The organism is Gluconobacter oxydans (assembly GCF_006539685.1).
Lineage (GTDB): Bacteria > Pseudomonadota > Alphaproteobacteria > Acetobacterales > Acetobacteraceae > Gluconobacter > Gluconobacter oxydans.
The window spans coordinates 13,627-37,225 of record NZ_BJNM01000002.1 but is presented as its reverse complement, the minus strand read 5'-3'; the positions used below and the strand labels follow the sequence as shown (position 1 = coordinate 37,225).

Below are 23,599 nucleotides of genomic sequence, written 5' to 3'. Positions count from 1 at the left end.
GCCCTCTGCACCAGACCTTCGAGTCGCCCGTAAACGGCGCTGGGAAACTGGCCCCAGCATTGCGGACGACCGGAACGACCGGCCATTATGAAATTTTCAGTACGTGGCGAGCCGCGCACTATACGCCCGTTTTGCTCCAACGGCAAATCGGGCGGGAACCGCATGCGATCCCCGCCCCATCTGTCTGCCAGGCAGAGACTGCTCCGCGAACGGAGCAGCCTGAAGTCAGTGAATTACTTGACTTCGACCTTGGCGCCGGCGTCTTCAAGAGCCTTCTTGATCTTGGCAGCTTCGTCCTTGGACGCGCCTTCCTTAACGGTCTTCGGTGCACCTTCGACCAGGTCCTTGGCTTCCTTCAGACCCAGACCCGTGATGCCACGGACTTCCTTAATCACGTTGATCTTCTTGTCGCCGGCGTCAGCCAGGACAACCGTGAATTCGGTCTGCTCTTCCGCAGGTGCAGCAGCAGCGCCACCGGCAGCAGCAGCAGCAACTGCAACCGGAGCAGCAGCGGAAACGCCCCACTTCTCTTCGAGCATCTTGGAGAGTTCTGCAGCTTCCAGAACGGTCAGAGCGGACAGCTCTTCAACAATCTTTGCCAGATCGGCCATGGTCTTATCCTAAATTGATGTACTGTTGATCAGGTTCAAGGCCTACGCCGCAGCGCGGACCTTTATTCTCAGGCGGCTTCTGCTTCGCCGGCCTTGGCATAGGCGCCAAAGACGCGAGCAAGCTGGCCAGCCGGCGCCTGGACAACACCTGCGATACGCGTGGCCGGGGTATTGATCATACCCACCAGCTTTGCGCGCAGCTCGTCCAGCGACGGCAGCTCGGCAAGGGCCTTGATTCCATCGACGCCAAGCGCCTGGGAACCGAGGGCGCCACCAAGCACCACCAGTTTGTCGTTCGTCTTGGCGAACTCGACGATCACCTTTGCCACCGATGCCGGGTCTTCAGACCACGCAAGCGCGGTCGGTCCCTTGAGCAGCGGCGCGATGCCGTCGAATTGGGTCCCATCCAGAGCACGGCTGGCCAGCCGGTTCTTCGCAACCTTGTATGTCGCCCCTGCCGCACGAATGCGTCGACGCAGTTCCGTCACATCGGCAACCGTCAGACCCTTGTTCTGGGTGACGACAACCATGGACGTGCTGCCAAACACATCGGCGAGGAACTCAACAAAGGCCCGTTTTTCCGTACGGTCCAAAACCTGTCTCCTCGTCAGTCCGGCTTTCACCGGACCAGGTTACCCATGGAACCGCCTCTTTCGAAGCAGTCCCGCTCGCCTGTCCACAGAAGTGAGCGAACCCAGCACATCGCAGCAGAGCCACAAAAATACCGTCGCCCCGTCTGACGCCCGCGATCCCGAAAGATCCTTAAGGCCCCGAAGGTCCACGTGCGGTCTTGGACAGGTTTGGAAGCAGCCCACCGAAGCGGGCCACCCCTTAGCCATCACACCCGAAGGCGTGACGTCATTTCATGGTGGTCTTCCCAGAAGGAAGACCACCTGTCAATCAGGCCTCGAAGCTCGCAACGTCAACGCGAACGCCCGGACCCATCGTGGAAGACAGGGCTGCCTTCTTCAGATACGTACCCTTGGCACCCGTCGGACGAGCCTTCTGAACGGCATCGACCAGAGCGTTGATGTTCTCGACCAGCTTGGCTTCATCGAAGGAAGCCTTGCCGACGCCGGCATGAATGATACCAGCCTTCTCGGCGCGGTATTCGACCTGACCGGACTTGGCTGCCGTGATGGCACCCTTGACGTCCATGGTCACCGTGCCGAGACGCGGGTTCGGCATCAGGCCACGCGGGCCGAGGATCTTACCAAGACGACCCACGAGAGCCATCATGTCCGGCGTTGCGATGCAGCGGTCGAAATCGATTTCGCCAGCCTGGATCTTTTCAGCCAGATCTTCCGCACCAACAACTTCCGCACCGGCAGCCAGGGCTTCTTCAGCCTTCGGGCCACGGGCGAAAACGCCAACGCGAAGGGTCTTGCCCGTACCGTTCGGCAGGGAGATCAGACCACGGACCATCTGGTCAGCATGACGCGGGTCAATGCCGAGGTTCAGCGAGATTTCGATCGTCTCGTCGAACTTTGCCTTGGCGTTGCTCTTCACCAGAGCGACGGCCTCGGACAGACCATACGACTTGTTACGCTCAACAGTTGCCTGTGCGGCGGTCAGACGCTTGTTCTTGGCCATGATATCAGCCCTCCACCACGTTCAGGCCCATCGACTTGGCAGAACCGGCGAGCATGCGCACGGCACCGTCAATGTCGTTGGCGTTCATGTCCTTGAACTTCGTCTCAGCGATCTCGCGAAGCTGAGCCGTCGTCACGGAACCAACCGCAGCGGACTTGCCGACCGTCTGGCTGCCCTTGGAAATCTTGGCAGCCTTCAGCAGGAAGTACGTGTTCGGCGGCGTCTTCGTGATGAAGGAGAACGTGCGATCCGCATAGGCGGTGATGACCACCGGGATCGGCATGCCGGGCTCGAGCTGCTGCGTCTTGGCGTTGAACTCCTTGCAGAACTGCATGATGTTCAGGCCGCGCTGACCCAGAGCCGGACCAACCGGCGGAGAAGGATTGGCTTTACCAGCCGGGATCTGAAGCTTGATGTAGCCAACAACTTTTTTGGCCATATCCGGGACTCCCCTGTTTGTCGTTCCCGAACCGCGGTTCAACGGAGTCGGCCACGCCTCCTCCTCCCGCGTTCGAAGTGAGGCGGACCCCTAGACCAGTCAGGGCCGTCCCGTCAAGCCTTGCGGGACATTTGCCGACACCTGATCACCGCGCAGATCATTGTCCAGCGGGGAGGCATGACTGTCGATACCGTTCACGGGCTTTGGCGTCCGCAGGTCCTTGTACTGGAGCGGGCCAAACGGATCGATCTGCTTGATGCCTGGAAGATCACTGGCGCTCCAGCCACCGCCCAGGGCACGGACCAGACGCACAGAGGACTGGACCTGAGCCGTCTGGACTTCGACCTCGGCCAGACGCGCCTGAAGGGCATCCTGCTGGGCCACAAGGGCATCAAGATAGTTCGACAGGCCGCCCGTATAGAGCGCCATGGTCATGCTCTGCGTGCGCAGAGCCGCATCCACGGCCTTCTGCTGCTGATCCTGTGCGATCTTGAACTGGCGTGTCTGCGTCAGGCCATCTTCGACATCCTGGAATGCGGACAGGACGACGGACCGGTAGTTGTCCACCATGCTCCGGTACTGCGACCAGGAGCGCTGAAGCGCTGCACGCCGCAGACCGCCGGTAAAGGCCGGCTCGACCGCCTGAACCGCGATCTTCCAGAATGCCCGGGAGATGCTGGCGAGATCGAAACCACCATCCTCGAAGCCGCCTTCGGCACTGAACGTGATATGCGGGTAGAACGCAGCGCGTGACACACCGATGGCCCGGGCCGAGGCAGCCATCTGCCGCTCGGCAATGGCAATATCAGGACGGCGTTCCAGAAGCGACGCAGGCAGTCCCGCATTGATCTTCACGACCCCGAAATGCATTTTCACGTCCTTGACGGGCGCGATATGGAAACCTGCGGGGGCCGTGTTGAGCAGGACCGCAATCGCATGCTCCATGACGTTGCGTCGGGCGATCAGATTGCTCTTGCCCGCCTGCGCGGAATAAAGCTGGGTCTCTGCGCGGGAAACATCCAGGCCGGCACCGATCGAACCCGCCTGACGCAGTTCCGTGATCTCGACCGCGGCACGGAAGTAGCGGATGGAGTCATCATAAACCGCGTTCTGGGCATCAAGCCCGCGCAGGGCGATATAGTCGGACGCCAGTTCCGCTTCCAGACTCAGCCTGGCCAGCGCGTACTGGCCTGCCGAAGCCTGTGCCAGGTTTTTCTGCATCCGCGTGGTGTTACGGATCGAGTTCCAGAAATCCGGCTCCCAGGTCGCAGCACCGCTATAAGCCTGATTGGATTCATAAACGAGACTGCTGCTCGTGGCCGGGTTGTTATACAGCCGGCCGAGGGAGCCCTTGTTGTCGCTCATGTGAGCCGCGCCGGTCACCTGCGGATACAGACGGCTTTCCGTCTCGCGGGCCACATCGCGGGCCTGCGTAAAGGCTTCCGCTGCGGCCTGCAGATCGGGATTGACGGCCAGCATGCGCTTTTCGAGCCCATCGAGAATGGGATCGTTGAACATGGTCCACCAGTCACTGCGGACAACGCCATCCGCGGGCTGCGCATTGCCCATCAGCCCCTTTCCTTCCCATCCTTCGGGATAGAGGAATTTCTGGGGATGATATTCAGGCGACAGATCACATGACGCCAGTCCGATCGAGAACACGCCGGCCAGAGCCGTCGTGATTCGCCATCTGGAGCGGTTACGTCTGGAAGAAGCGGTGGCGGACGGAGATGACTGGAGCGGGGATGACTGGGAACATTCCGGTTTCATCAGCGAGATCCGGCCTCCTCAGGGTTTGCATCATGCTGACGGACAGGCTGCTGGTCCGCATCCTGCTGCGCGTTGCTCGGCGTGTTGTATCCCGGCGTGGTCGGGACGATCTTGACTTCATCCCCTTCCAGCAGATCAGCAGTAGGGTTGGCAACCACACGGTCGTCTTTTGTAATACCGCTGAGGACCTGGACTGTCGTGCCAAAGTTGATGCCGACGGTCACATTCACCAGATGGGCGTGGTTATTGATGACCTTGGCCACCTGTGTCCCCTCGGCCCTGAAGATGATCGCGCCTTCCGGCAGGATCAGGATGTTCGGATTGCCGGGAGCCGAAATATGTGCGGTCGCATAGGAGTTCGGCCACAGCAGATTATCGCTGTTATCCAGCGTCAGCTCGGTCGTGACCGTACGGGTCGCGGCATTGAAGGCGTTGGCGGTTGCAAGGAACGTCGCCCGGAAGCGGCTTCCCGGATACTGCGGCACCGTCAGCTCGGCTTCGATTTTCGGCGAAATGACGCTGGCGAAATCCTGCGGGACCGACACAAACACGCGCATGCGGTGTACATCGGCCACCGAGAACAGCTCGGACGCCGTGCCCCGTGAATTGAGATTGCCACCGCCTGCGTTTACGTAGTCACCCACGTTCACCAGACGCGACGTCACGATCCCGTCGAACGGCGCGACGATCTTCTTGAAGTCTTCAAGGGCCTGGAAGCGGTCCACATCATGACGCGCGGCTTCAAGCTCGGCTTTCTGTGCGGCGGCATTGGCGGCCTGCACGTCCACTTCCTGACGCGACACGGCCTGTGTTCCCTTCAGGGCCGTCCAGCGCTTGGTCGTGATCAGGGCCAGATTGTACCGCGCCAGAATGACGTTGTAATGCGCCTTGGCCGCCTCGAACTGGGCGTCGATGCTCGGGGTGCTGATTTCAGCCAGAACATCGCCGCGTTTCACATGCGCGCCGTAATCCTTGTACCACATTTTCACATAGCCCGAGACCTGCGCGTAGATGGGCGCCTCATACCAGGCCGCGAGATTGGCAGGCAGATCGACCTGCCGCGTCTTTGGACCCGGCTGCGGCGCAATCAGGGTGACGGGCGGAATGGCAGCGTCTTCTGTCGCGCCGGTCAGGGAATGATAATGCGTTCCCCGCTGCACGATCCCCCAGGCCGCCAGGGCGATCGCCAGCAGGATCACCACCAGCAGGACGAGCTTGCCGCGTGTTCCAGAACCCGTGCGTGCCGGATGGTTTGTCGGAGGCACCTGCCCCTGATCCGCAGAATGGCTCACGCGCGGTCTCCTTCAGGCCCAGCAGGCCGCTTGTAATGAATAAGGGCAAAAACGCAGGGAACAAAAAGCAGGGTGGCAACGGTTGCCACGAGAAGCCCGCCGATCACCGCCTTGCCCAGCGGCGCATTGTCGGAATTGCTGATGGACATCGGGATCATGCCGATCATCATTGCCAGCGCTGTCATCAGAACCGGGCGGATACGTTCATAACCCGCTTCCAGCGCCGCCGTGATGGCATCACCGTGATGATCCATCCGCTCACGGGCAAACGACACCACGAGGATGGCGTTGGCCGTAGCCGTTCCCATGCACATGATCGCACCCGTCAGAGCCGGGACCGACATGGCGGTATGGGTCAGGAACAGGCTCCAGGAAATACCACCCAGAGCACCCGGCAGAGCGGTGATGATGACGAACGGATCGAGCCAGGACTGGAAGTTCACGACGATGATCAGATAGACCAGCACGATCGAGAGCGCGAGGCCGCCGATCAACTGGACATAGGCATCATTCATCGTCACGGCCTGACCGCGGACCACCATGCTCGACCCATGCGGCAGCAGCTTGCGCTCGTTGTCCACGATCCGGTTCACCGACCGCGAGACAGTTCCCAGATCCATGTCTTCAGGCGCCGCATAGATATCGAAGACCGGCATGATGTTATAATGCGCGATTTCCGCCGGTGTCCCGGTCTGCACCAGTTCACTCAGCCCCCCCAGAAGCTGCGGTGTCTGGTTGGTCGGATTGCCGTCTCCCTTGTCGATCGGGAGGATTTCCAGATCGTTCATGGTCTGCAGATAGTTCGCAGGCGCCTGAACGTCGATCAGCTGCGATGTGCCCTGCGCATTCAGGTAATAGGTCTGACCGACCTGACCACTCCCCGACAGCGTGACCAGCGCGTTCAGCGCCACGTCCCGCTCGGTGATGCCCGTTCCCAGCGCAAAGCTTCGGCGGTTGTTCACCATGATGGTCGGCTGCGTCATCGGCTCCTGGATGGAGACATCCGTAATACCCGGAATATGGCGCAGTTTCTTGGCGAGCTGTGTAGCAAAGCGGAAGTTGTCGCTCAGATCACGCCCCACCACCTGCACGTCAATCGGTGACGGCAGACCGAAGTTCAGGATCTTGGCCGTGAGATCACCCGGCTGGAACGTGAAGATGGTTCCCGGGAAATCATTGGTCAGCCCCTTGCGGAGCGTCCTGCGGTATTCGGCGATCGGACTTTCGGAATTACGAAGCTGGATCGTGATGTCGCAGTCCTGCGACCCCACGGTCGGGGACGGGATCATGGCCTGGTTCAGCTGACTGAACGGCAGGCCGCAGTTGTTCACGACATTGACCACCTGGCCCGGCAGCAGGCTGCGGATCCGGCGCTCGGCCAGTCCGGCGATCTTGCCGGTTTCTTCAAGCCGGCTGCCGATCGGTGCACGCATGTGCATCTGCAGCGTGCCGGATTTGATTTCCGGGAAGAAGTCCTGCCCGATGAATAGCAGCAGCGCCATGGACGAGACTGCGGCCAACAGGAACAGCGTCACGAAACGGCCACGGATCGAGATCAGGGTCTCGAGGATCGTCTTGTAATGCTCGCGGAAGCTGGTGAACCGCGCCTCGAAGCCCCGCTGGAAACGCCCGAAAATGCTCAGCTTGCGGTTATGCCATTCCGGGTCGCGATGCATCCGGACCTGTGCTGCCAGCATCCAGTTCGCCATGGTCGGAACCAGTGTTCGCGACAGGATGAAGGACGCGATCATCGCGAAGATGATGGCCTCGGCCATCGGCATGAACAGCCAGCCGGAAATACCCGTCAGTTCGAACAGCGGCAGCCACACGATGCAGATACAGGTCGTGGATACGAAGGTCGGAATGACGATCTGGTTCGCCGCATCGATAATGGCGTCCTCGAGTTCCTTGCCGGTCTCGAGATGCGCATCGATGTTCTCGATCATGACGGTCGCGTCATCCACGAGAATACCGACCGCCAGCGCCAGACCGCCCAGCGTCATCACGTTGATGGACTGCCCGGCAATACTCAACCCGATGATCGAGCACAGCATCGCCAGTGGAATGGACGTCGCCACGATCACGGTCGAGCGCCACGAGCCCAGGAACAGCATGACCGTCAGACTGGTCAGGATCGCGGCGGTGATCATTTCACGCACCACGTCCACGACCGATTCCTTCACGAAGCTCGACGCATCGGTCAGGATGTTCACCGTCGTCCCGGCCGGAAGCGTTGCCTGGACCTGCGGCAGAAGTTTCTTGATTCCGCTCACGACAGACAGCGTGGATGCATCACCGCTCTTGAGGATGACGATCAGGACTGCCTGCTGGCCCTTCACAAGGACCGCATTGATCTGCGGTGGCCCCCCTCGATGGACCCACGCGACATCGCGCAGATAGATCACGGAATTGCCGACCTGCTTGACCGGCATCTTGTTGAACACCGCCAGATCAAGAGGCGTCGAGTTCGTCTTCACCATCCAGTCGAGCTGGCCGATCCGCTGGTCACCGGCCGGAAGAACGATGTTCTGCAGGTTCAGCGCCGCAGCCACGTCCTCAGGCGAGAGCCTGTGGGCCAGCAGCTTGATCGGATCGATATCCACCATGATGTCCGGGGCCAGACCACCATAGGGATTGGGAATGGCCGCCCCGGGCACGGAAATCAGCTCCGGCCGGATCAGGTTGGACGCCATGTTGTAGATTTCCGACCCGGACATGGTCGGATTGTTCACCTGCAGGGTCAGGACCGGAACGGAAGACGCATCCATCGCCAGAATCAGCGGGGGCGTGGAGCCGTTCGGCAGCTGCTTGATGACCGTCTGGGAGACCGACGTGATCTGCGTCTGCGCCACCGCCGTATTCGTGCCCGGTTGGAAGAACACCTTCACGATACCACGTCCGTAATAGGACGAGCTTTCGATATGTTCGATGTTGCTGACGGTCGCTGTCAGGGCGCGCTCGTAATAATAAACGATACGTCCGGACATGTCGTCGGGCATCAGACCCGTATAGGACCAGATGACGGCCACGATCGGGATCTTGATCGAAGGAAAGACATCCGTCGGCGTGGAAACGATGGCCCTGACCCCGAAGATCAGGATCATGATCGACAGAACAACGAAGGTATAAGGCCGCTTCAGCGCGGTAACGACAATGGCATTCATGCGGTCAGACTACCCCTTGGGGCTCTTCCTGGTCCGGTCATTCTCAACGGGTGTCCCCTTGCAAATTGATCCGAGTCATATCCATCGAGACTCAGACGACAAGGAAAATTCTGTTTAAATATCAAGACACACGGCAAACATTGACATAGTACGACACATTCAGGCGCTTTTCAGACAGAGGCCGGCGGCGCGAAATGAATGGTGAAAACCGCTCCGGGCAGCGCCTGACCGGGATGGGCGGACACGATATCCACTGAAGCTCCGTGCAGCCGCAGGATCGCCGAGACCAGACTCAGCCCCAGCCCGCTTCCCGGGACATGCCGGCTTTTATCCGAACGATAGAACCGGCCCATGACGGCCTTGCGCTCGTCCTCGGCAATGCCGATCCCCGTATCGGCAACCTGAAGCCAGGTCGCCCCGTCAGGCCCCTGCCCCGCACTCAGCCGGACCGTTCCCGGCTCAGGCGTGAACTTGATCGCATTGTCCACGAGATTGGCCAGAACCTCGTTCAGCAGGTCCTTGTCTCCGAAAAGCGGCACCGGGTCATCCGAATCCACGACTTCCAGCATGACGCCTTCGGTCTCGGCGATGGGCTCATACAGATCCACTACCCCGGCCATGAGTTCGCGCAGATCCAGCATGGCAAATCCCGCCCGGCGGCGACCGTTCTCGATTTCGCCGATCCGCAGCAGGGCCGTGATGACGGAAAAACACTGTTCCAGATCCAAAGCCGCCCGCTCGATCGCCCCCTGAAGCGCGGCCGGGTCATTCGTGATGGCCGAAACACGCTCCAGCCGGGCCTTCACCCGCGCCAGAGGGGTCCGCAGATCATGGGCGATGTCATTTCCGACATCCCGGATCTCGTCGAGCAGATGTTCCAGCCGGTCCAGCATGCGGTTGACCGAGACCGCAAGACGCTCGATGTCGTCACGCTCGCGACCGGTCGGCAGACGTTCGTGCAGATCACCATCCATGATGCGGTCGATCGCCTCATGCATGTCCTTGATCCGCCCCAGTGCGCGATGGCTCAGGAAAATCCCCGCCATCAGGGCAAACGCCACAACCGGCACTACGGACATCAGCGCCGCACGCTTGGTGATGTAACGCAGTTCATTGGCCATGTGCAGCGAGCGGGCCAGAACGAGAATACGGTCGCGGTTGCCGTTCGTCCCCTCGACCTCGACGGCCAGATACCGCATTTCGTAGGGCGTATCCCCCGGCGGCGTATCCCCCGGCGGCGCATCCCACAGACGCTGCGTCTTGGGAGAGACCTCAAGCCCGACCGGCCATTTCTTGATGTCACCCGCAATCCGGTTGCGGCTCATGTCGAACAGGGCCGCCCCGTTGAGGATCACGCGCAGATCGGTCTTGCTGCGCTCGCGGACTTCATATTCAAGCTGGGCCGGCGTCTCATGGACCAGCAGCGCCGCCTCACGCTGGAGCAGATCGGTCGAGCGCTGCTGCTCGTATCCGCTCATCTGCCCGTAAACGAGCCCAAACTGCAGCGCCATCCCCGCGATGATCGCCACAACAAAGGCCAGGGTCAGCCGGAACGTGGCCGTTCGAAAAAGATCAGCCCGGAAGAGTTCGGAAAGGCGCAGGTCAGCCCGGGACACGCAGACTGAACCCGGCACCGCGAATGCTGTGAATGAGCGGCGGCTCGCCGGGCACGTCGATCTTGCGACGCAGTTTCCCGATATGGACATCCACCAGGTTCGTCTGCGGAACGAACCGGTAATTCCACACATCCTCAAGCAGCATGGTGCGCGTCAGCACGGTGTCGGGACGGCGCATCATGTATTCCAGCAGACGAAACTCGCGCGGAAGCAGATCGATCTCCTGCCCGTTACGGAACACCCGGCGCTCGATCAGATCCATTTCAAGCGGGCCAACCCGGAGCATCGTCACCCGACTGTCCGTCGGACGGCGCAGCAGCGCTTCCAGACGGGCCGCCAGTTCTTCCATGGCAAAGGGCTTGGTCAGATAGTCGTCTCCGCCCGCCTTGAGACCGCTCACCCGGTCATCCACCGCCGAAAGCGCGGAGAGCACCAGAACGGGAATGTTGATCCGCTGGGCCCGGACGCTTTCAATGACGGTCAGCCCGTCCAGCTCCGGCAGCATGCGGTCCACGATCATCAGATCGAACTGGCCCGTGCAGGCATGATCCAGCCCTTCGACACCTGTCGCGGCGCGCGTGACCTCATAGCCACGGGTCGTGAGTTCCTCGGCGACCTCGGCCGCAATGCTGTCGTCATCCTCGATCAGCAGGAGCCGGGGAGAGGATCCGACAGTGCGCTCGGGCGCCCCATGTTCTTGTACGGACGTCATGGTCATGATCCTCACATGAGGCACTCCCCCATGTCATCCAATTAAAATCGGTCTTAAAGGGGTAAAATGTTCAGGGAGCGGCCGCTTCGTCCAAGGCTTCTTCCATTTCATCGGCCGTACCGTCCAGCGCCCTCAGCCGCCTCCCGAGCACACGTGTCCGGCGGCGGGCCTCCTCGATCGTGTTGCCCATGGTCCCGGCATTGCGATGCAGCTTTTCCAGAACCTGATCCATCCGCAACATCTCCTGCCGCGTCGCCCCCAGAAGCCCGGCGATCGCCTCCGTCCGCTCTTCAAGAGTCAGCGTGACATATCCCAGATGCACGGTCCGCAGCATTGCGGGCAGCAGTGACGGCCCCATCACCATGACCCGATACAGCCGGCCGATCTCGTCAATCACGCCGGGCATCCGGGCAATTTCGGCATAAAGCCCGTCCGTCGGCAGATAGAGCACGGCAAATTCCACCGTCACGGGCGGGAGAATATATTTGGAGGCAATTTTCTTTGCCTCGGACCGGATGACATTTTCCAGTTCACGTCGCGCCTGACGTTCCGCCAGCGCATCACCAGCCTCCGAGGCATTCAGAAGCCTTTCATAGGCTTCAGTTGGGAATTTGCTGTCAATCGCCAGCCGTGGCGGCGTCTCCGTCCCGCGCACGGGCATTTTGACTGCGAACTCCACATTCTCGCCTGCTGTGCCGAGGCGGAAATTCGTGTCGTAACTGCCTTCGGGAAGAATATCGTCCAGAATGGCGCGGCACTGTGCCTCACCCCACCCTCCACGTGTTTTCACATTCGAAAACAGCCGCTTCAGATCACCGATCTGCGCCGTGACACTCGTAACCTCGCCCAGCGCTTTCTGCATAGCGCTGAACTGCTCCACCACACGCTGGAAGCTGGTCTGCATCTGCTTTTCGACCGCGCCATGAAGCTGTTCGTTCACGGTCGCGCGGATCCGTTCGATCTGCTCGTTCTGGCTCTGCGCCATCTCCCGCAGCGCATCGGAGAGCAGGAACCGTCCCTCGGCCTGATCCTGCCCCAGATTACGCGCCAGCGTACTCAGACGCTCGCTGGTCTCCAGCCGGAACTGGTCCAGCCGCCCGGACAGCACCCGCTCGACTTCCGACAGATGCGCCCGGTGATATTCGACGTCCTGTGAGCGCTCCTGCGCCTCACGCTCCAGCAGGCGCTCGAACCGGCCACCGCCATTGCCGCCCCGCAGAACAGCCAGAAATGCGACCAGCAGCGCTACAGCCGCCACGATCCAGGGAAGAAACTGCGCCATTCCGGAAATATTCTCCTGCATGGCGCAGTCCTACCCGCTCAGCACAACGGGGCCAATGGCCGGCGTCTTAGGGCTGATGGATATTCCCGTAAGACGCAGCACCAAGACCCGGGCACGAGCACGGCGCGCCAAGCGGAACCTGCGTCGGCATCTTACAGGTGTAGATCCCGGCCTTGCAGGTATAGCCATACCCCGCGATCGGCGTGCCCGGCGCGACGGGACCGGACGCCGCCGTGCCGACACAGGCGCCAAGCCCCAGAAAGGACAGACCGGCAGCAGCACGCAGAACATGACGGAAAACGGAACGAGACATTTCGATGTGTCCTTGATCGGCCAGTTTCAGAAAACCGGAATTGGAAAAGCGGAAACGGATCGCCACCTCATCGGTTGCCGCGTGATCGGACGTCAGGATGGCAATCCTGTGGCAAAGACACGCTGACAGCCCGGACTGGTGAACGACTAGCGATGTCCGGCCGCCGCCTGCCCTGCCGCAACACCACTCGCCCAGGCCCACTGGAAGTTGTGACCGCCCAGCCAACCCGTCACGTCCACGGCCTCGCCGATCGCATAAAGCCCCGGAACATCTCGGGATTCGAGTGTCTGGGATGACAGGTCCCGCGTATCGATCCCCCCCCGCATGACTTCCGCCTTGGCGTAACCTTCCGTACCAGCCGGGCGAAGCTGCCAGTTTGACACACGCTCGGCCAGGGCCTTGATCGCGCGGTCCGGCTGGTTCGCCAGCATCGTGTCCCCCAGCCCCGCAGCCAGAACGCGGGCCAGCCGCTGGGGCAGCGCTTCCAGCAGACTCGGCGGCAGGGCCTTCGGACGGTCTTTCTTGACCTTCAGCAGCACGTTCAATGCATTCTGCCCGGGCAGAAGATCGATCTGCGCCGCATCCCCGGCTTCAAGATAAGATGAAATCTGCAGGATCGCCGGGCCGGACACACCCCGATGGGTGAACACCATTCCGTCTTCAAACCGTGGCCCCTTCTTGCCCACCCGCGCCACGATCGGCAGCGACACACCCGCAAGCTCCGGATCGGCATCTGCCAGAACCAGCGGCACGAGCGCGGGTGCTGGCGACACAATCCGCAGACCGAATTTCCTCGCCAGCCGCAACGACAGGTCGGACGCTCCGAGCTTGGGAATGGACAGGCCGCCCGTTGCGAGGATCACCGCCCCGGTCCGGATCTCGCCCCCATCCGTGACGACGATAAAGCCGTGCTCCGCCTGCCGCACATCGAGAATACGGGTCTGCATCCGCAACTCACACCCGGCGGTCCGGCACTCCGACACCAGCATGTCCACGATCTGCCCGGCCGAGCCATCGCAGAACAGCTGCCCCCGCGCCTTCTCATGCCAGGCAATCCCGTAGCGGTTCACCAGCTTGAGAAAATCCTGCGGCGTGTATCGCGCCAGTGCGGAACGCGCGAAATGGCGGTTCTGCGAGATGAAGCAGTTGGGCCCGGTCTCAAGATGCGTGAAATTGCACCGGCCGCCGCCAGAAATCAGGATCTTGCGTCCCGGCTCCGGCCCGTGATCCAGAACCAGGACCCGCGCCCCGTTCTGACCGCCCGTCGCCGCAGCCATCAGCCCCGCTGCACCGGCTCCGAGCACAATCACATCGGGGTTCATCATGGCGGCTCTCAGAAATCCAGATTGGCGTAATGCGCCGGCGGCGTGATGCCACTGACCTTGTCAGACAGCAGCCCCCGGAAACAGGGCCGCGACTTCACCCGCGCATACCAGTCCTTCGCGGCAGGCGCCTTGGACCAGTTTACGTCCCCGATGAAATCCAGCGCCGACAGATGGGCCGCAGCCGCGAAATCCGCGAGCGACAGCGCAGGTCCCGCAAGCCAGGACCGCGTCTCCGCCAGCCAGCCGATATAATCAAGGTGAAAGCGCATGTTCGCATAGCCGGCCCGCAGCGCATTGCCGTCCGGGTGACCGCGTCCGAACTGGCGCTTGTCGACCTTTTCGCCAAGCAGGTTCCGGGTGACCTCCTGCGCGAAACGGGTGTCGAACCAGTCCACGAGCCGTCGCGTCTCGACGCGGTCGGCGAAAGTACGCCCCAGAAGCGGTGTATCGGGATAGGCGTCTTCCAGATATTCGCAGATGACACGCCCGCCTGGCACGGCCAGACCATTTTCCTCAACCAGCACGGGAACCTCGCCCGCGGGATTGAGATGCAGAAATTCCTCACGCTGTTCCCAGACCCGCTCGATGACGGGTTCGAACGGGAGTCGCTTCTCGCTGAGGGCAAGCCTCACGAGACGGCATTGCGGAGAAAGTGGAAGGTGATGCAGGATACGCATTGCCACTTTCTAAGTCAGCCGATACCCGCTCACAAGAGCCTCACCGACTGCCCGACACAGGTCCGACGATTTTCACGATGCCCGATCCCGTTTCCGCTACCTCTTCGAACACCCCCATGCGCATCCGTGCGCGCGGCCGCTCCTTCCTGGCGCTCGTCCTGTCCCCCGAGGCGCCCCTCCCCCTCTGGCTGGAAGGTCTCGACTATCAGATCGCCCGTTCAGGCGGCCTTTTCACCGGAAAACCGGTCATTCTGGACCTCGGTCTCCTCAGCGAAACCACGCCGGGCCTGGCGACGCTGCTGGACGATATCCGCAGAAGAGGTGTCCGGATCATCGGCATTGAGGGCGGCAGCCGTCACTGGCCGGCCGTTGCGCACTGGGACTGGCCCGAAACGCTCGACGGTGGCCGCCCGGCCGGGGAAGTCGAGATCCCGGAAGACCCTGCTGCCAGTGCGGCGGGGCCGGTGTCCGGTGGCGGGACACTCATCATCGAACAGACCGTCCGTTCGGGGCAGAGCATCCAGCACATGCAGGGCGACGTGATCATCCTCGGATCAGTCTCATCCGGCGCTGAGATCGTGGCCGCGGGGTCCATTCACGTATACGGAACGTTGCGGGGCCGGGCGATCGCCGGAGTGGGCGGACAGTCCCAGAGCCGGATTTTCGCAAGCCGGATGCTGGCTGAACTGCTCGCCCTCGACGGGTATTATGCCGTGACGGAAGACATCGATCCGACGATCCTCGGGCAGGCCGCGCAGGCCACCCTGGACGAGGACCGCGTCCGGGTCCTGCCTCTGACGCCGTGAACCGAACTGCGAATTGATGGGGCCTGCCACGAAAGCGCCCCTATTCGCAGGTTGCGGCGGGGTATAAAACTTTCATAGAATGGGAAACCGGTTGCGGTAACCCGTCACACGCAGACGCCGACCGCAGAGACGTTTTTTTGGAGTATTCATGGCCAAGGTTCTGGTTGTCACTTCCGGCAAGGGTGGCGTCGGCAAGACGACATCGACCGCCGCACTCGGCGCCGCTCTCGCCCAGAGTGGGCAGAATGTGGTGGTGGTTGATTTCGATGTCGGGCTGCGGAACCTCGACCTGGTCATGGGTGCCGAACGCCGGGTTGTTTTCGATCTCATCAACGTCGTGCAGGGCGATGCCCGCCTGTCGCAGGCCCTGATCCGGGACAAGCGCTGCGAAACGCTGTCCATCCTCCCGGCATCCCAGACCCGTGACAAGGACGCGCTGACCTCCGAGGGCGTCGCCCGCGTGATGGACGAGCTTCGCGAGAAGTTCGACTGGGTCATCTGCGACAGCCCGGCCGGCATCGAGCGTGGCGCACAGCTCGCCATGTATCACGCCGACATGGCCGTGATCGTCACCAATCCGGAAGTCAGCTCGGTCCGTGACTCCGACCGGATCATTGGCCTGCTCGACAGCAAGACCCAGAAGGCCGAACAGGGCGAGAAGGTCGAAAAGCATCTGCTTCTGACGCGCTATGACCCTGCCCGCGCCGCGCGCAAGGAAATGCTGAGCGTCGAGGACGTTCTCGAAATCCTGTCCATCCCGCTGCTCGGCATCGTGCCCGAAAGCGAGGATGTGCTGAAGTCCTCCAATGTCGGTGCGCCCGTCACGCTGGCTGCGCCTACGAGCCTTCCTGCCCGCGCCTATTTCGAAGCAGCCCGTCGCCTGAGCGGCGAGAAGCTCGAGGTCTCGGTTCCAGTCGAGAAGCGCGGTTTCTTTGACTGGCTCTTCAAGAGGGACGCATGAGTTCATGAGTTTTCTCTCAAACATCTTCGCCCGGCGCCAGCAGTCCAGCAGCGTCGCCAAGGACCGTCTGCAGATCCTGCTCGCGCATGAACGCGGTGCGGGTGAGGCCGGTGAGTCCGATCTGATCCGCCAGCTTCACAAGGAAATCATGGAAGTGATCGCGCGCCATGTCGCCGTTGATCAGGACAAGGTCCAGATCAAGGTCGACCGTGGCAGCGGCTGCTCCATGCTCGAAATCGACGTCGAGGTTCCGCAGGAACTCAGCGGCAAGCGGGGTTCGTGATCCGGAGCCTTCCGGACACAACCCAGTTTTAGAGATACCGGCTGCGGCCCTGATGCCGCATCCGCAAGAGACGGAACAATACGGATGAGCGGCTTTCTCGGAAACCTCATGAATCAGGCTGTCGGCGCCATCGGCGGACAGCTGGGCGAAAAGTTTGGCGGCAGCATTGGCGATTTCCTCAAGGGAGATGGCCTGAACATGCTCATCAGCCAGGCCCAGAGCGCTGGCCTGACGGACAAGATCCATTCCTGGATCGGTAATGGCGAGAACCTGCCCATCACGGCGGATGAACTGCGTAGTCTCCTGACGGATCAGCAGATCCAGATGATCGTCAGCAAGACGGGTCTGCCCGCCAATACGATCCTGCCGGCACTGGCACAGCTTCTTCCCGCCGCCGTGGACAAGCACACGCCGGACGGTCAGGCGCCCTCTACGACGGCCTGAAGCAAAACTTCTACAAAGAAGCTACAGAAAGCCCCGATGGATTGCTCCATCGGGGCTTTTTCGTATTCGGGGTCAGGTTTTCTGCCCCTGCGGCAGGGCGTTGTAAGGCCGCGGCTGTTCGATCGGAAAGCGGATCAGAAGATAGGGCGTGACCCTGCGATCGGTTCCCTCATTAAATGACGCCAGTCGGTTCCACTGCCCGAACGTGCAATAGACATGATCCGCAGTTGCGAAAATTCCGTCCGGTGAGAGAGCACGCGGATCGCGGAGCATCATTTTGAACGATCCATCCGGGTCGCGCCGCAGAATGCAGTCATGCTCGTAATTCGTCGTATAGAGCCGGTTCTGGTCATCCAGGGCCAGACCATCCGCCACTCCCTTTTCGCCTTCATCGCGGATTGCAGGGCCGAGAACAGCATCATCCGACGCCGGATCTGCGAGAAGATCCACCGACAGGCTGTAAAGCCGACGGCTGGTCAGGGGCGCGAAATAGAGACGTTTTTCGTCCTTCGTCAGCGCGATCCCATCCACGCCGCCTGAGACCAGTTGCGGATGACCGGGGATATAGCGGCGGGGCACGCCTTCCACGATGGCCAGAAATCCTGTTTCCGGAAGGATTGCGGGATGGGTCGTCAGCACGCGACGGGCCTGCTGGGTCGCGACATCAACAATCACCAGTCCGGGGCTTGTTCCGAACGATGAGTCGGTCACGAAGACCGTCCCCTGCGCCCCATGGGACAGCGACACCCGCAGATCGTTCATGTGGCTGTCCGGCAGAAGCACCGGCGCCTTGAGGATGATCTTGTGCGCGACCCGGTTCGTTGCCGGATCAATGCAGACGATCTTCGCTGCCCCCGGCTGCAGGGGATGCCCGGCGCGCTTGCCATCATCGATGACCCAGAGCCTGCCGCTCCGGTCCATAGTCATGCCGTGAACGGAAACAAGACACTGTGCCGGAACATTCCCGGGTAGACTCATTTCGGCACTGGGATAAGGTACGACCTTCCCGCCTACCAGTTCGCCGAGAGTTGCTCCCTTATGATCCACGGCATGACGTGGAAAACCGACAAAAGTTCTGCCATTTGGAAGAACCACGATCCCCGAGGGGCCAGGGCCGTCGAATTCGGCAACAATATCGAGCTCCCCGTAAGGACCCGTGCCGTTATCCTCGTTTCCGGCTGCACGCGCCTGGGCAACCGGCAGCGCTGCAGAAACCGCGAAAGAGGCTGGGGCCGCCGAGGCCGCCCGCAGGAAATGACGTCGCTTCATGCACAAACTCCCGAGATCCATTTGCAAGACACACCGTTTCCATAACGCCCCAACCGTGTAAGGAACGCCACAGCCCCTCCAAAATGTGATCGGAATTTTTCCGGAACCGGAAAATTATGTTGACGTTCCGCAAATACGAAACGACTTTGTATTTCGTATAAATTACTAACTTATCGCGTGGTAAAAGTGCTGACCCAGCTTTCCCTTCGTCATGTGACCCTTCTGGGGACTTCCCTTCTTGGCTCTGCATTTGTCCTGATGATGGACGAGGGCCGGGCTGCGACAACGCAATCCGTTCCGGTTCAGCACAAACAGGCCCATGCAACCCCGACGTCCCGGAAGGCCACTTCCCGTCCAGCTCCGAAGGCACCTGTGGAAGTTTCGGGAGGCAGTGAAGCGGTCGTTGTGACGGGGACGCGTGAGTTCGGAAAGAAGGCGCGGGATTCGATTGCTCCTGTCGACATCGTGACGAATCGCCAGCTGACAGGCACGGGGCAGCCCACGCTCCGTGACTCCCTGGCGCTGCTGCTGCCGTCCCTCACCGTTCCCACCGGCGGTTTTGATGCGGGCGCCCTGACCGACACCATTTCGCTCCGCGGGCTCAACCCCAACGAAACGCTCGTTCTGGTGGACGGCAAGCGGCGCCATACCACGGCGAATATCTATGCGGATGGCGGCCCGGCTCAGGGCTCCACGCCTGTCGATATCGACATGATCCCCATGTCCATGATCGACCATATCGAAGTCCTGCGTGACGGTGCGTCCGCCCAGTACGGTTCGGACGCCATTGCAGGCGTCGTCAACATCATCCTGAAGAAGCAGAACCATGGTCTGACCATGCGCTCGAACACAGGAATCACGAGCGAAGGCGACGGTTTCCAGCAGGGCGTGTTCATCGACGGCGGCCTGAACCTGAACAATCGCGGTTTCGTTCATATCGGCGGCGATTTCGTGCATCAGGACCATACGGTCCGGTCCGGGGCGGACAACCGGACCAACACCTATGTCAATCAGCTTCTTGGCCAGCCCGAGCAGACCCGTGAGAGCGTCGCCATCAATGCTGGCTACGACATCACCGACAATGTGCAGGCCTATGCCAGCGCGACCTATGCGCACCGGCATGCGGAATCGTATCAGAACTACCGACTGGCCTCCACGCTCGCCAAGTATCCCGGCTATGCCGCGATCTATCCTTACGGCTACGCCCCCATCGAGGCCCTGAATGAGGACGACTACGAACTGACTGCCGGTTTCAAGGGAACGCTAGCGGGCTGGCACTGGGATGTATCGTCGGTTTTCGGGCGGGATTACGATGCCTTCGATACCGAGAGCTCAACGAATGTGGGCCTGTACACGGCCACGGGGCAGACCCCGACATCCTTCGCCGCCCAGTCCTATAACGACACGCAGTGGACGAACAGCGTTGACCTGAGCCGCAAGTTCCGCACGTCCTTCTGGCCCTATGCCATCAACGTCGCTGGTGGTGCGTCCTATCGTTACGAGGCCTATGCCATCGGCACCGGCTCTCCGGCGAGCTACACCTATTCCAGCTCGGACGGCTTTCCGGGCACCAACCCGGCCAATGCGGGCAAATGGTCCCGTGACGTTGCGGCGGGCTATCTCGACATCTCCACGAACCTGATGAAGCACTGGCAGATCGATCTGGCAGGCCGCGTCGAGCATTACACGGATGTCGGCAACACCAAGACTGGCAAGATCTCGACCCGTTACGATTTCAGCCCGCGCTTTGCCATCCGCGGCACGTTCAGCAATGGCTTCCATGCGCCGACGCTGGCGCAGGAGCATTATTCCGCACTCTCCGTCTCTCCGACGGCGGCCAGCGGCATCATTGCGGCGAACTCCGCCGGCGCACTTGCCAACGGCGCCTCGGCCCTGAAGCCGGAATCGTCCACGAGTGCCGAAGGTGGCATCATCGTCGAGCCGATCAAGAAGCTGCACGTCACCGTCGACGTATATCAGATCGACCTGCGCGACCGGATCATGCCAGGAGGTACGATCTACGGATCGCAGGCCTACAGTGCGCTTCAGACTGATGGTTTCAACCTGCCCGCAGGATCTGAAAACTGGACTGGAAGCCAGCTCGCCACGCACTGGTTTGCCAATGTCGCCAACACCCGCACGCAAGGCCTCGATCTGACGGCGACCTATCCGACCGATTTCGGGCGCTATGGTCATGCGGACTGGGATGTTGCGATCAACCTGAACCGCACGCGTCTGCGCCATCAGGCAACCAGCACGACCGGCGCGGCGCTTCTGAACGCCCAGTATGTCGCCTACCTCACTACGGCATATCCGCGCAGCAAGATCATCTTCGGTGGGACCTGGCGCTCTGCCCGCAACAAGTGGGCCGTCTCCGTCCATGAGATCCGTTATGGCGAAACAACGTCCCAGCTCACCTACTACACGGGACCTTATACCTACTCCACGAGCCACTTCCTGGAGTTCCAGAATGTGCCGAAATGGACGACGAACGCCTCCGTTACCTACAACATCACGCCCAAGTGGAGTGCTACAATCGGCGGGAACAACATCTTCGCCAAGTTCCCGTCAGTCGTGCCTGAAGGAAACCGCTATCTGGGCGTGCCCAAATATTACATGAGCACGTCCCAGCTCGGCATGAATGGCGGGTATTACTATCTGGATGTTTCAGCCCGCTTCTGAGCGAGCTGCGTACGGCGAGGTAGGATTGCATAGCAGTTGAGTGTGGAGTCCAGGCGAAGGAAAGCGTCGGACGCCACACTCAACGTCAAATAATGCAGGCCCGTCTTACCCATTTTTCATTCCAGAGGTTTTCTTCCCAGAAAACCTCTGGATATTTATCTCACAATTCGTTTTATCGGCAAGCCGTCATACTGCGATAAAGATTTCCTGAAGCATCCAGGCAGGCATAAGCATTACCATTTCCGCTCAATGAGCTGTAAGTGGTATTTCCTTTAAAAATCGTGTTCTTGGAAGTGATTTCGAGCGTATTCCCCTCGTTGGAGGCAGTAATTTTCGGTCGATTGGCCAAATCTGCACCAGGTGGGGCAAATTCAACGCCTGTATGGTAATCTGCGCTACTTCCGGGGTTACGAATTTCCAGAAGCCCATCATCAGATATTCCCAGATTTGCGAAGCCATTCTTACCCCACAGACCCAGAACCATTTCATCAGCTCCCCTGATCATGAGACCTTCCACATTGCTCATGCCCTGTCCTGTTTCCCGAAACACCTGAGGAGCACGGACATCACTCATATTTCCAAAGGTGAATCCCGAGGGAGCGGGCGTTGTAGGGTTAAACACATGGATCATCGCGTCCGTCTTTGACCCCTGCAGGACCCCATTTCCATGTGTGGCCTGGAATACAAGAGCGTTTTGCATCAGCATGGAACAGTTCGGACAAATCGTAATATCCAGTGGATTTACCGTGCCATCGAGTGCACCTCCATGAATAGAAACCTTTACATCTGACTGATATGCCATACCATCTAATGAATTCATTCTGCGGATAATAGAATTTACGTTTTTATCAGAAGAAAAAAACGTCTGATCCGCAACTTTTGCAACATGCAACTTCGAATCTGACATTTGCGATGCAATCGCATCTACTTCTGATAATCCTCCTGGCATTGCCGGAACAGTGGTTCCCGGCGCAGAAACAGGCATCGTAGACAGGAACAGGGCAACTTGGTTGATGCTTTCAGACTCATGATCTCCCGACGGAGAGTTAACTGTATTCCTAACCTCCCCACAGTAAGACTCAACTACATATTCCGTTGGATCCGCCCCTTTGGAGATCAGATATGTTGTGAAAGCCTTAGTATTTTCTAGAAACCTGGAATCAAATACGCATCCCCCCTTCCCCATTACGTAAGGCGATACGATCAGGGTTACACGAATTCTGTTTCTGAGTGCCCATTTGATCTCATTGACATAATTATCCAATGCTGCGCCTGGAAAACTCATGGCCAGCGTGGGAGGTATGTCGATGGCAACTGCGCCTGTATACAGAGCCAACTTCCGGTTCGGAGCATATAGAGCGCTAGCCTCCCAGAGTTTTGTCGGCTGCGCTGGATCGGGACGCATGATGGGCGCGATATTCTTGGGCGCGCCTTTCTGAGCCACTATGGCTGCAAGTTTAAGTTCAAGATCAGCTTCGCTTGCCTCTGTCATCACCGTTCCATCTCCACCTTCATCATCGGGGAGATTGGCGTTTGCAAGCAGGGGCAAAGAACCACCGAAATTTTTCAGATCAGAAAAAGACAAAAGACTGCAGCAACCTATTTCTGCCATTCCCGTGCCACCACCGGTGGTAAGTCTTATCCCCGTTGAACCCCATACATTTTGAAGAGCTTCACGCTGGGCCGAAGTGATATATGCGGGATTAACCGAGACACCATGTTCATAGAGGGTAATGTTTCCCCTACTCAGACTTTCCTGAACATCGTTTGCCAACTGCGGAAAACCGGTAGCGGCTCCTAAAAATACGGTAAACCGGACCGGACTGCCGTAGCCGGCCAAGGACTCATTTGCATCAGTGCCGGCTGAGATCTCCCCCCCTGCATCAGACTTCCATGGTGGCATTGGCCGAGCCATGGCCGAGGCAGCAGTGAGCGATCCAATGAAAAGGACACTCAGTAAACTCTGCATACTTCTCACTCCCATCATGCTGCGCCTAGCGCCTGGAAATCTGAAATATCCAAAAACGCCAAGCTCTCGCCAAGATCTCAAACGCTGACTTTTTGGCCGCCCTATAAAGAGCAATACGCTTAGGAATAAACAGAAGATTTATAAAACAGCCTGACAGTACTGCTCTCTGCTCATGCGACATCTATACAGGTAGCCAGCCCTAACCCTCATCGATCAGAGAACAATATGATTCTTTGGGTGAATGTCGTGTTTGTTGGTGTCCGCGAGAGGATTCGAACCTCCGGCCCCAGGATTCATACCACTTCGGTTTTCACCGCCATGCCCGGAGGCACGTTCGTGGTCTGGACTGTCTCTTCACCATGGCCAGAAAGCCAAGGTGTCGCCCGTACAG

Annotated in this window: 19 protein-coding genes and 1 pseudogene; 5 read left to right on the top strand and 15 right to left on the bottom strand. The window is 60.0% G+C overall.

Annotation, left to right across the window (positions count from 1 at the left end):
• Positions 1-233: 233 nt before the first annotated feature.
• The 13 genes from rplL to fzlA form a co-directional block, all read right to left on the bottom strand.
• Positions 234-611 (bottom strand): 50S ribosomal protein L7/L12, encoded by a 378-nt coding sequence (gene rplL, locus GOX01_RS01060; RefSeq protein ID WP_011251972.1) that lies wholly within the window; start codon positions 609-611, stop codon positions 234-236.
• A 68-nt stretch (positions 612-679) separates the two neighbouring features.
• Positions 680-1,204 carry a 50S ribosomal protein L10 gene (gene rplJ, locus GOX01_RS01055; protein ID WP_024717242.1) on the bottom strand — a complete coding sequence of 175 codons (525 nt, stop codon included), beginning with the start codon at positions 1,202-1,204 and terminating at the stop codon, positions 680-682.
• Positions 1,205-1,511: 307 nt separating this feature from the next.
• A complete protein-coding gene (gene rplA, locus GOX01_RS01050; protein ID WP_062269549.1) occupies positions 1,512-2,204 on the bottom strand; it encodes a 50S ribosomal protein L1 in 693 nt (230 codons plus the stop codon).
• Positions 2,205-2,208: 4 nt separating this feature from the next.
• A complete protein-coding gene (gene rplK / locus GOX01_RS01045; protein WP_008852418.1) occupies positions 2,209-2,643 on the bottom strand; it encodes a 50S ribosomal protein L11 in 435 nt (144 codons plus the stop codon).
• Positions 2,644-2,742: 99 nt separating this feature from the next.
• Positions 2,743-4,413, bottom strand: coding sequence for an efflux transporter outer membrane subunit (locus GOX01_RS01040; RefSeq protein WP_024717243.1), 1,671 nt, complete (start codon positions 4,411-4,413; stop codon positions 2,743-2,745).
• Positions 4,413-5,705 carry an efflux RND transporter periplasmic adaptor subunit gene (locus tag GOX01_RS01035; protein WP_011251976.1) on the bottom strand — a complete coding sequence of 431 codons (1,293 nt, stop codon included), beginning with the start codon at positions 5,703-5,705 and terminating at the stop codon, positions 4,413-4,415. The genes GOX01_RS01040 and GOX01_RS01035 overlap by 1 nt, the downstream gene beginning before the upstream one ends.
• A complete protein-coding gene (locus GOX01_RS01030; RefSeq protein ID WP_024717244.1) occupies positions 5,702-8,869 on the bottom strand; it encodes an efflux RND transporter permease subunit in 3,168 nt (1,055 codons plus the stop codon). Before GOX01_RS01030 ends, GOX01_RS01035 begins: the two co-directional genes overlap by 4 nt.
• A 170-nt stretch (positions 8,870-9,039) precedes the next feature.
• Complete coding sequence (locus GOX01_RS01025) at positions 9,040-10,485, bottom strand: sensor histidine kinase (protein WP_174787466.1); 1,446 nt, start codon at positions 10,483-10,485, stop codon at positions 9,040-9,042.
• Positions 10,472-11,203: a response regulator transcription factor gene (locus GOX01_RS01020; protein WP_034954579.1), complete on the bottom strand. Its 732-nt coding sequence runs from the start codon at positions 11,201-11,203 to the stop codon at positions 10,472-10,474. The genes GOX01_RS01025 and GOX01_RS01020 overlap by 14 nt, the downstream gene beginning before the upstream one ends.
• Before the next feature lie 64 nt (positions 11,204-11,267).
• The gene (locus GOX01_RS01015) at positions 11,268-12,500 is read right to left on the bottom strand and encodes a DNA recombination protein RmuC (RefSeq protein WP_011251980.1); all 1,233 of its coding nucleotides are present in this window, start codon (positions 12,498-12,500) and stop codon (positions 11,268-11,270) included.
• Between the two features lie 46 nt (positions 12,501-12,546).
• On the bottom strand, positions 12,547-12,792 hold the full coding sequence (locus GOX01_RS01010) for a hypothetical protein (RefSeq protein WP_024717246.1): 246 nt from the start codon (positions 12,790-12,792) through the stop codon (positions 12,547-12,549).
• Positions 12,793-12,938: 146 nt separating this feature from the next.
• The gene (locus GOX01_RS01005) at positions 12,939-14,114 is read right to left on the bottom strand and encodes a BaiN/RdsA family NAD(P)/FAD-dependent oxidoreductase (protein ID WP_011251982.1); all 1,176 of its coding nucleotides are present in this window, start codon (positions 14,112-14,114) and stop codon (positions 12,939-12,941) included.
• 11 nt (positions 14,115-14,125) lie between these two features.
• Positions 14,126-14,794, bottom strand: a complete 669-nt coding sequence (gene fzlA / locus GOX01_RS01000) for an FtsZ-binding protein FzlA (RefSeq protein WP_041110865.1) — start codon at positions 14,792-14,794, stop codon at positions 14,126-14,128.
• Positions 14,795-14,871: 77 nt separating this feature from the next.
• Here fzlA and minC point away from each other — a divergent pair, with 77 nt between their 5' ends.
• From minC to GOX01_RS00980, 4 genes and pseudogenes are all read left to right on the top strand, one after another.
• Positions 14,872-15,600, top strand: coding sequence for a septum site-determining protein MinC (gene minC, locus GOX01_RS00995; RefSeq protein WP_011251984.1), 729 nt, complete (start codon positions 14,872-14,874; stop codon positions 15,598-15,600).
• Between the two features lie 148 nt (positions 15,601-15,748).
• Positions 15,749-16,561, top strand: a complete 813-nt coding sequence (minD, locus tag GOX01_RS00990; protein WP_041110869.1) for a septum site-determining protein MinD — start codon at positions 15,749-15,751, stop codon at positions 16,559-16,561.
• A 4-nt stretch (positions 16,562-16,565) separates the two neighbouring features.
• Entirely contained in the window at positions 16,566-16,844 is a 279-nt protein-coding gene (gene minE, locus GOX01_RS00985; RefSeq protein WP_011251986.1) for a cell division topological specificity factor MinE, read from the top strand.
• 60 nt (positions 16,845-16,904) lie between these two features.
• Positions 16,905-17,288: pseudogene (locus tag GOX01_RS00980) on the top strand (YidB family protein); the annotation flags it as partial.
• A gap of 72 nt (positions 17,289-17,360) precedes the next feature.
• Here GOX01_RS00980 and GOX01_RS00975 read toward each other — a convergent pair.
• On the bottom strand, positions 17,361-18,557 hold the full coding sequence (locus GOX01_RS00975) for an SMP-30/gluconolactonase/LRE family protein (protein WP_011251988.1): 1,197 nt from the start codon (positions 18,555-18,557) through the stop codon (positions 17,361-17,363).
• 258 nt (positions 18,558-18,815) lie between these two features.
• Here GOX01_RS00975 and GOX01_RS00970 point away from each other — a divergent pair, with 258 nt between their 5' ends.
• Positions 18,816-21,239, top strand: coding sequence for a TonB-dependent receptor plug domain-containing protein (locus GOX01_RS00970; RefSeq protein ID WP_080504776.1), 2,424 nt, complete (start codon positions 18,816-18,818; stop codon positions 21,237-21,239).
• A 172-nt stretch (positions 21,240-21,411) separates the two neighbouring features.
• Here GOX01_RS00970 and GOX01_RS00965 read toward each other — a convergent pair whose 3' ends face one another.
• On the bottom strand, positions 21,412-23,208 hold the full coding sequence (locus tag GOX01_RS00965; protein ID WP_011251990.1) for a hypothetical protein: 1,797 nt from the start codon (positions 23,206-23,208) through the stop codon (positions 21,412-21,414).
• Between the last annotated feature and the right edge of the window lie 391 nt (positions 23,209-23,599).

Excerpts from the sequence above, each read along its gene's own strand:
- minD (WP_041110869.1), top strand. The coding sequence starts at position 15,749 with ATGGCCAAGGTTCTGGTTGTCACTTCCGGCAAGGGTGGCGTCGGCAAG.
- rplK (WP_008852418.1), bottom strand. The coding sequence starts at position 2,643 with ATGGCCAAAAAAGTTGTTGGCTACATCAAGCTTCAGATCCCGGCTGGT.
- GOX01_RS00970 (WP_080504776.1), top strand. The coding sequence starts at position 18,816 with ATGATGGACGAGGGCCGGGCTGCGACAACGCAATCCGTTCCGGTTCAG.
- GOX01_RS00975 (WP_011251988.1), bottom strand. The coding sequence starts at position 18,557 with ATGAAGCGACGTCATTTCCTGCGGGCGGCCTCGGCGGCCCCAGCCTCT.
- GOX01_RS01015 (WP_011251980.1), bottom strand. The coding sequence starts at position 12,500 with ATGCAGGAGAATATTTCCGGAATGGCGCAGTTTCTTCCCTGGATCGTG.
- GOX01_RS01040 (WP_024717243.1), bottom strand. The coding sequence starts at position 4,413 with ATGAAACCGGAATGTTCCCAGTCATCCCCGCTCCAGTCATCTCCGTCC.
- rplL (WP_011251972.1), bottom strand. The coding sequence starts at position 611 with ATGGCCGATCTGGCAAAGATTGTTGAAGAGCTGTCCGCTCTGACCGTT.
- GOX01_RS01030 (WP_024717244.1), bottom strand. The coding sequence starts at position 8,869 with ATGAATGCCATTGTCGTTACCGCGCTGAAGCGGCCTTATACCTTCGTT.
- GOX01_RS01005 (WP_011251982.1), bottom strand. The coding sequence starts at position 14,114 with ATGAACCCCGATGTGATTGTGCTCGGAGCCGGTGCAGCGGGGCTGATG.
- fzlA (WP_041110865.1), bottom strand. The coding sequence starts at position 14,794 with ATGCGTATCCTGCATCACCTTCCACTTTCTCCGCAATGCCGTCTCGTG.
- GOX01_RS00965 (WP_011251990.1), bottom strand. The coding sequence starts at position 23,208 with ATGCAGAGTTTACTGAGTGTCCTTTTCATTGGATCGCTCACTGCTGCC.
- GOX01_RS01010 (WP_024717246.1), bottom strand. The coding sequence starts at position 12,792 with ATGTCTCGTTCCGTTTTCCGTCATGTTCTGCGTGCTGCTGCCGGTCTG.
- GOX01_RS01020 (WP_034954579.1), bottom strand. The coding sequence starts at position 11,203 with ATGACCATGACGTCCGTACAAGAACATGGGGCGCCCGAGCGCACTGTC.
- rplA (WP_062269549.1), bottom strand. The coding sequence starts at position 2,204 with ATGGCCAAGAACAAGCGTCTGACCGCCGCACAGGCAACTGTTGAGCGT.
- minC (WP_011251984.1), top strand. The coding sequence starts at position 14,872 with ATGCCCGATCCCGTTTCCGCTACCTCTTCGAACACCCCCATGCGCATC.
- minE (WP_011251986.1), top strand. The coding sequence starts at position 16,566 with ATGAGTTTTCTCTCAAACATCTTCGCCCGGCGCCAGCAGTCCAGCAGC.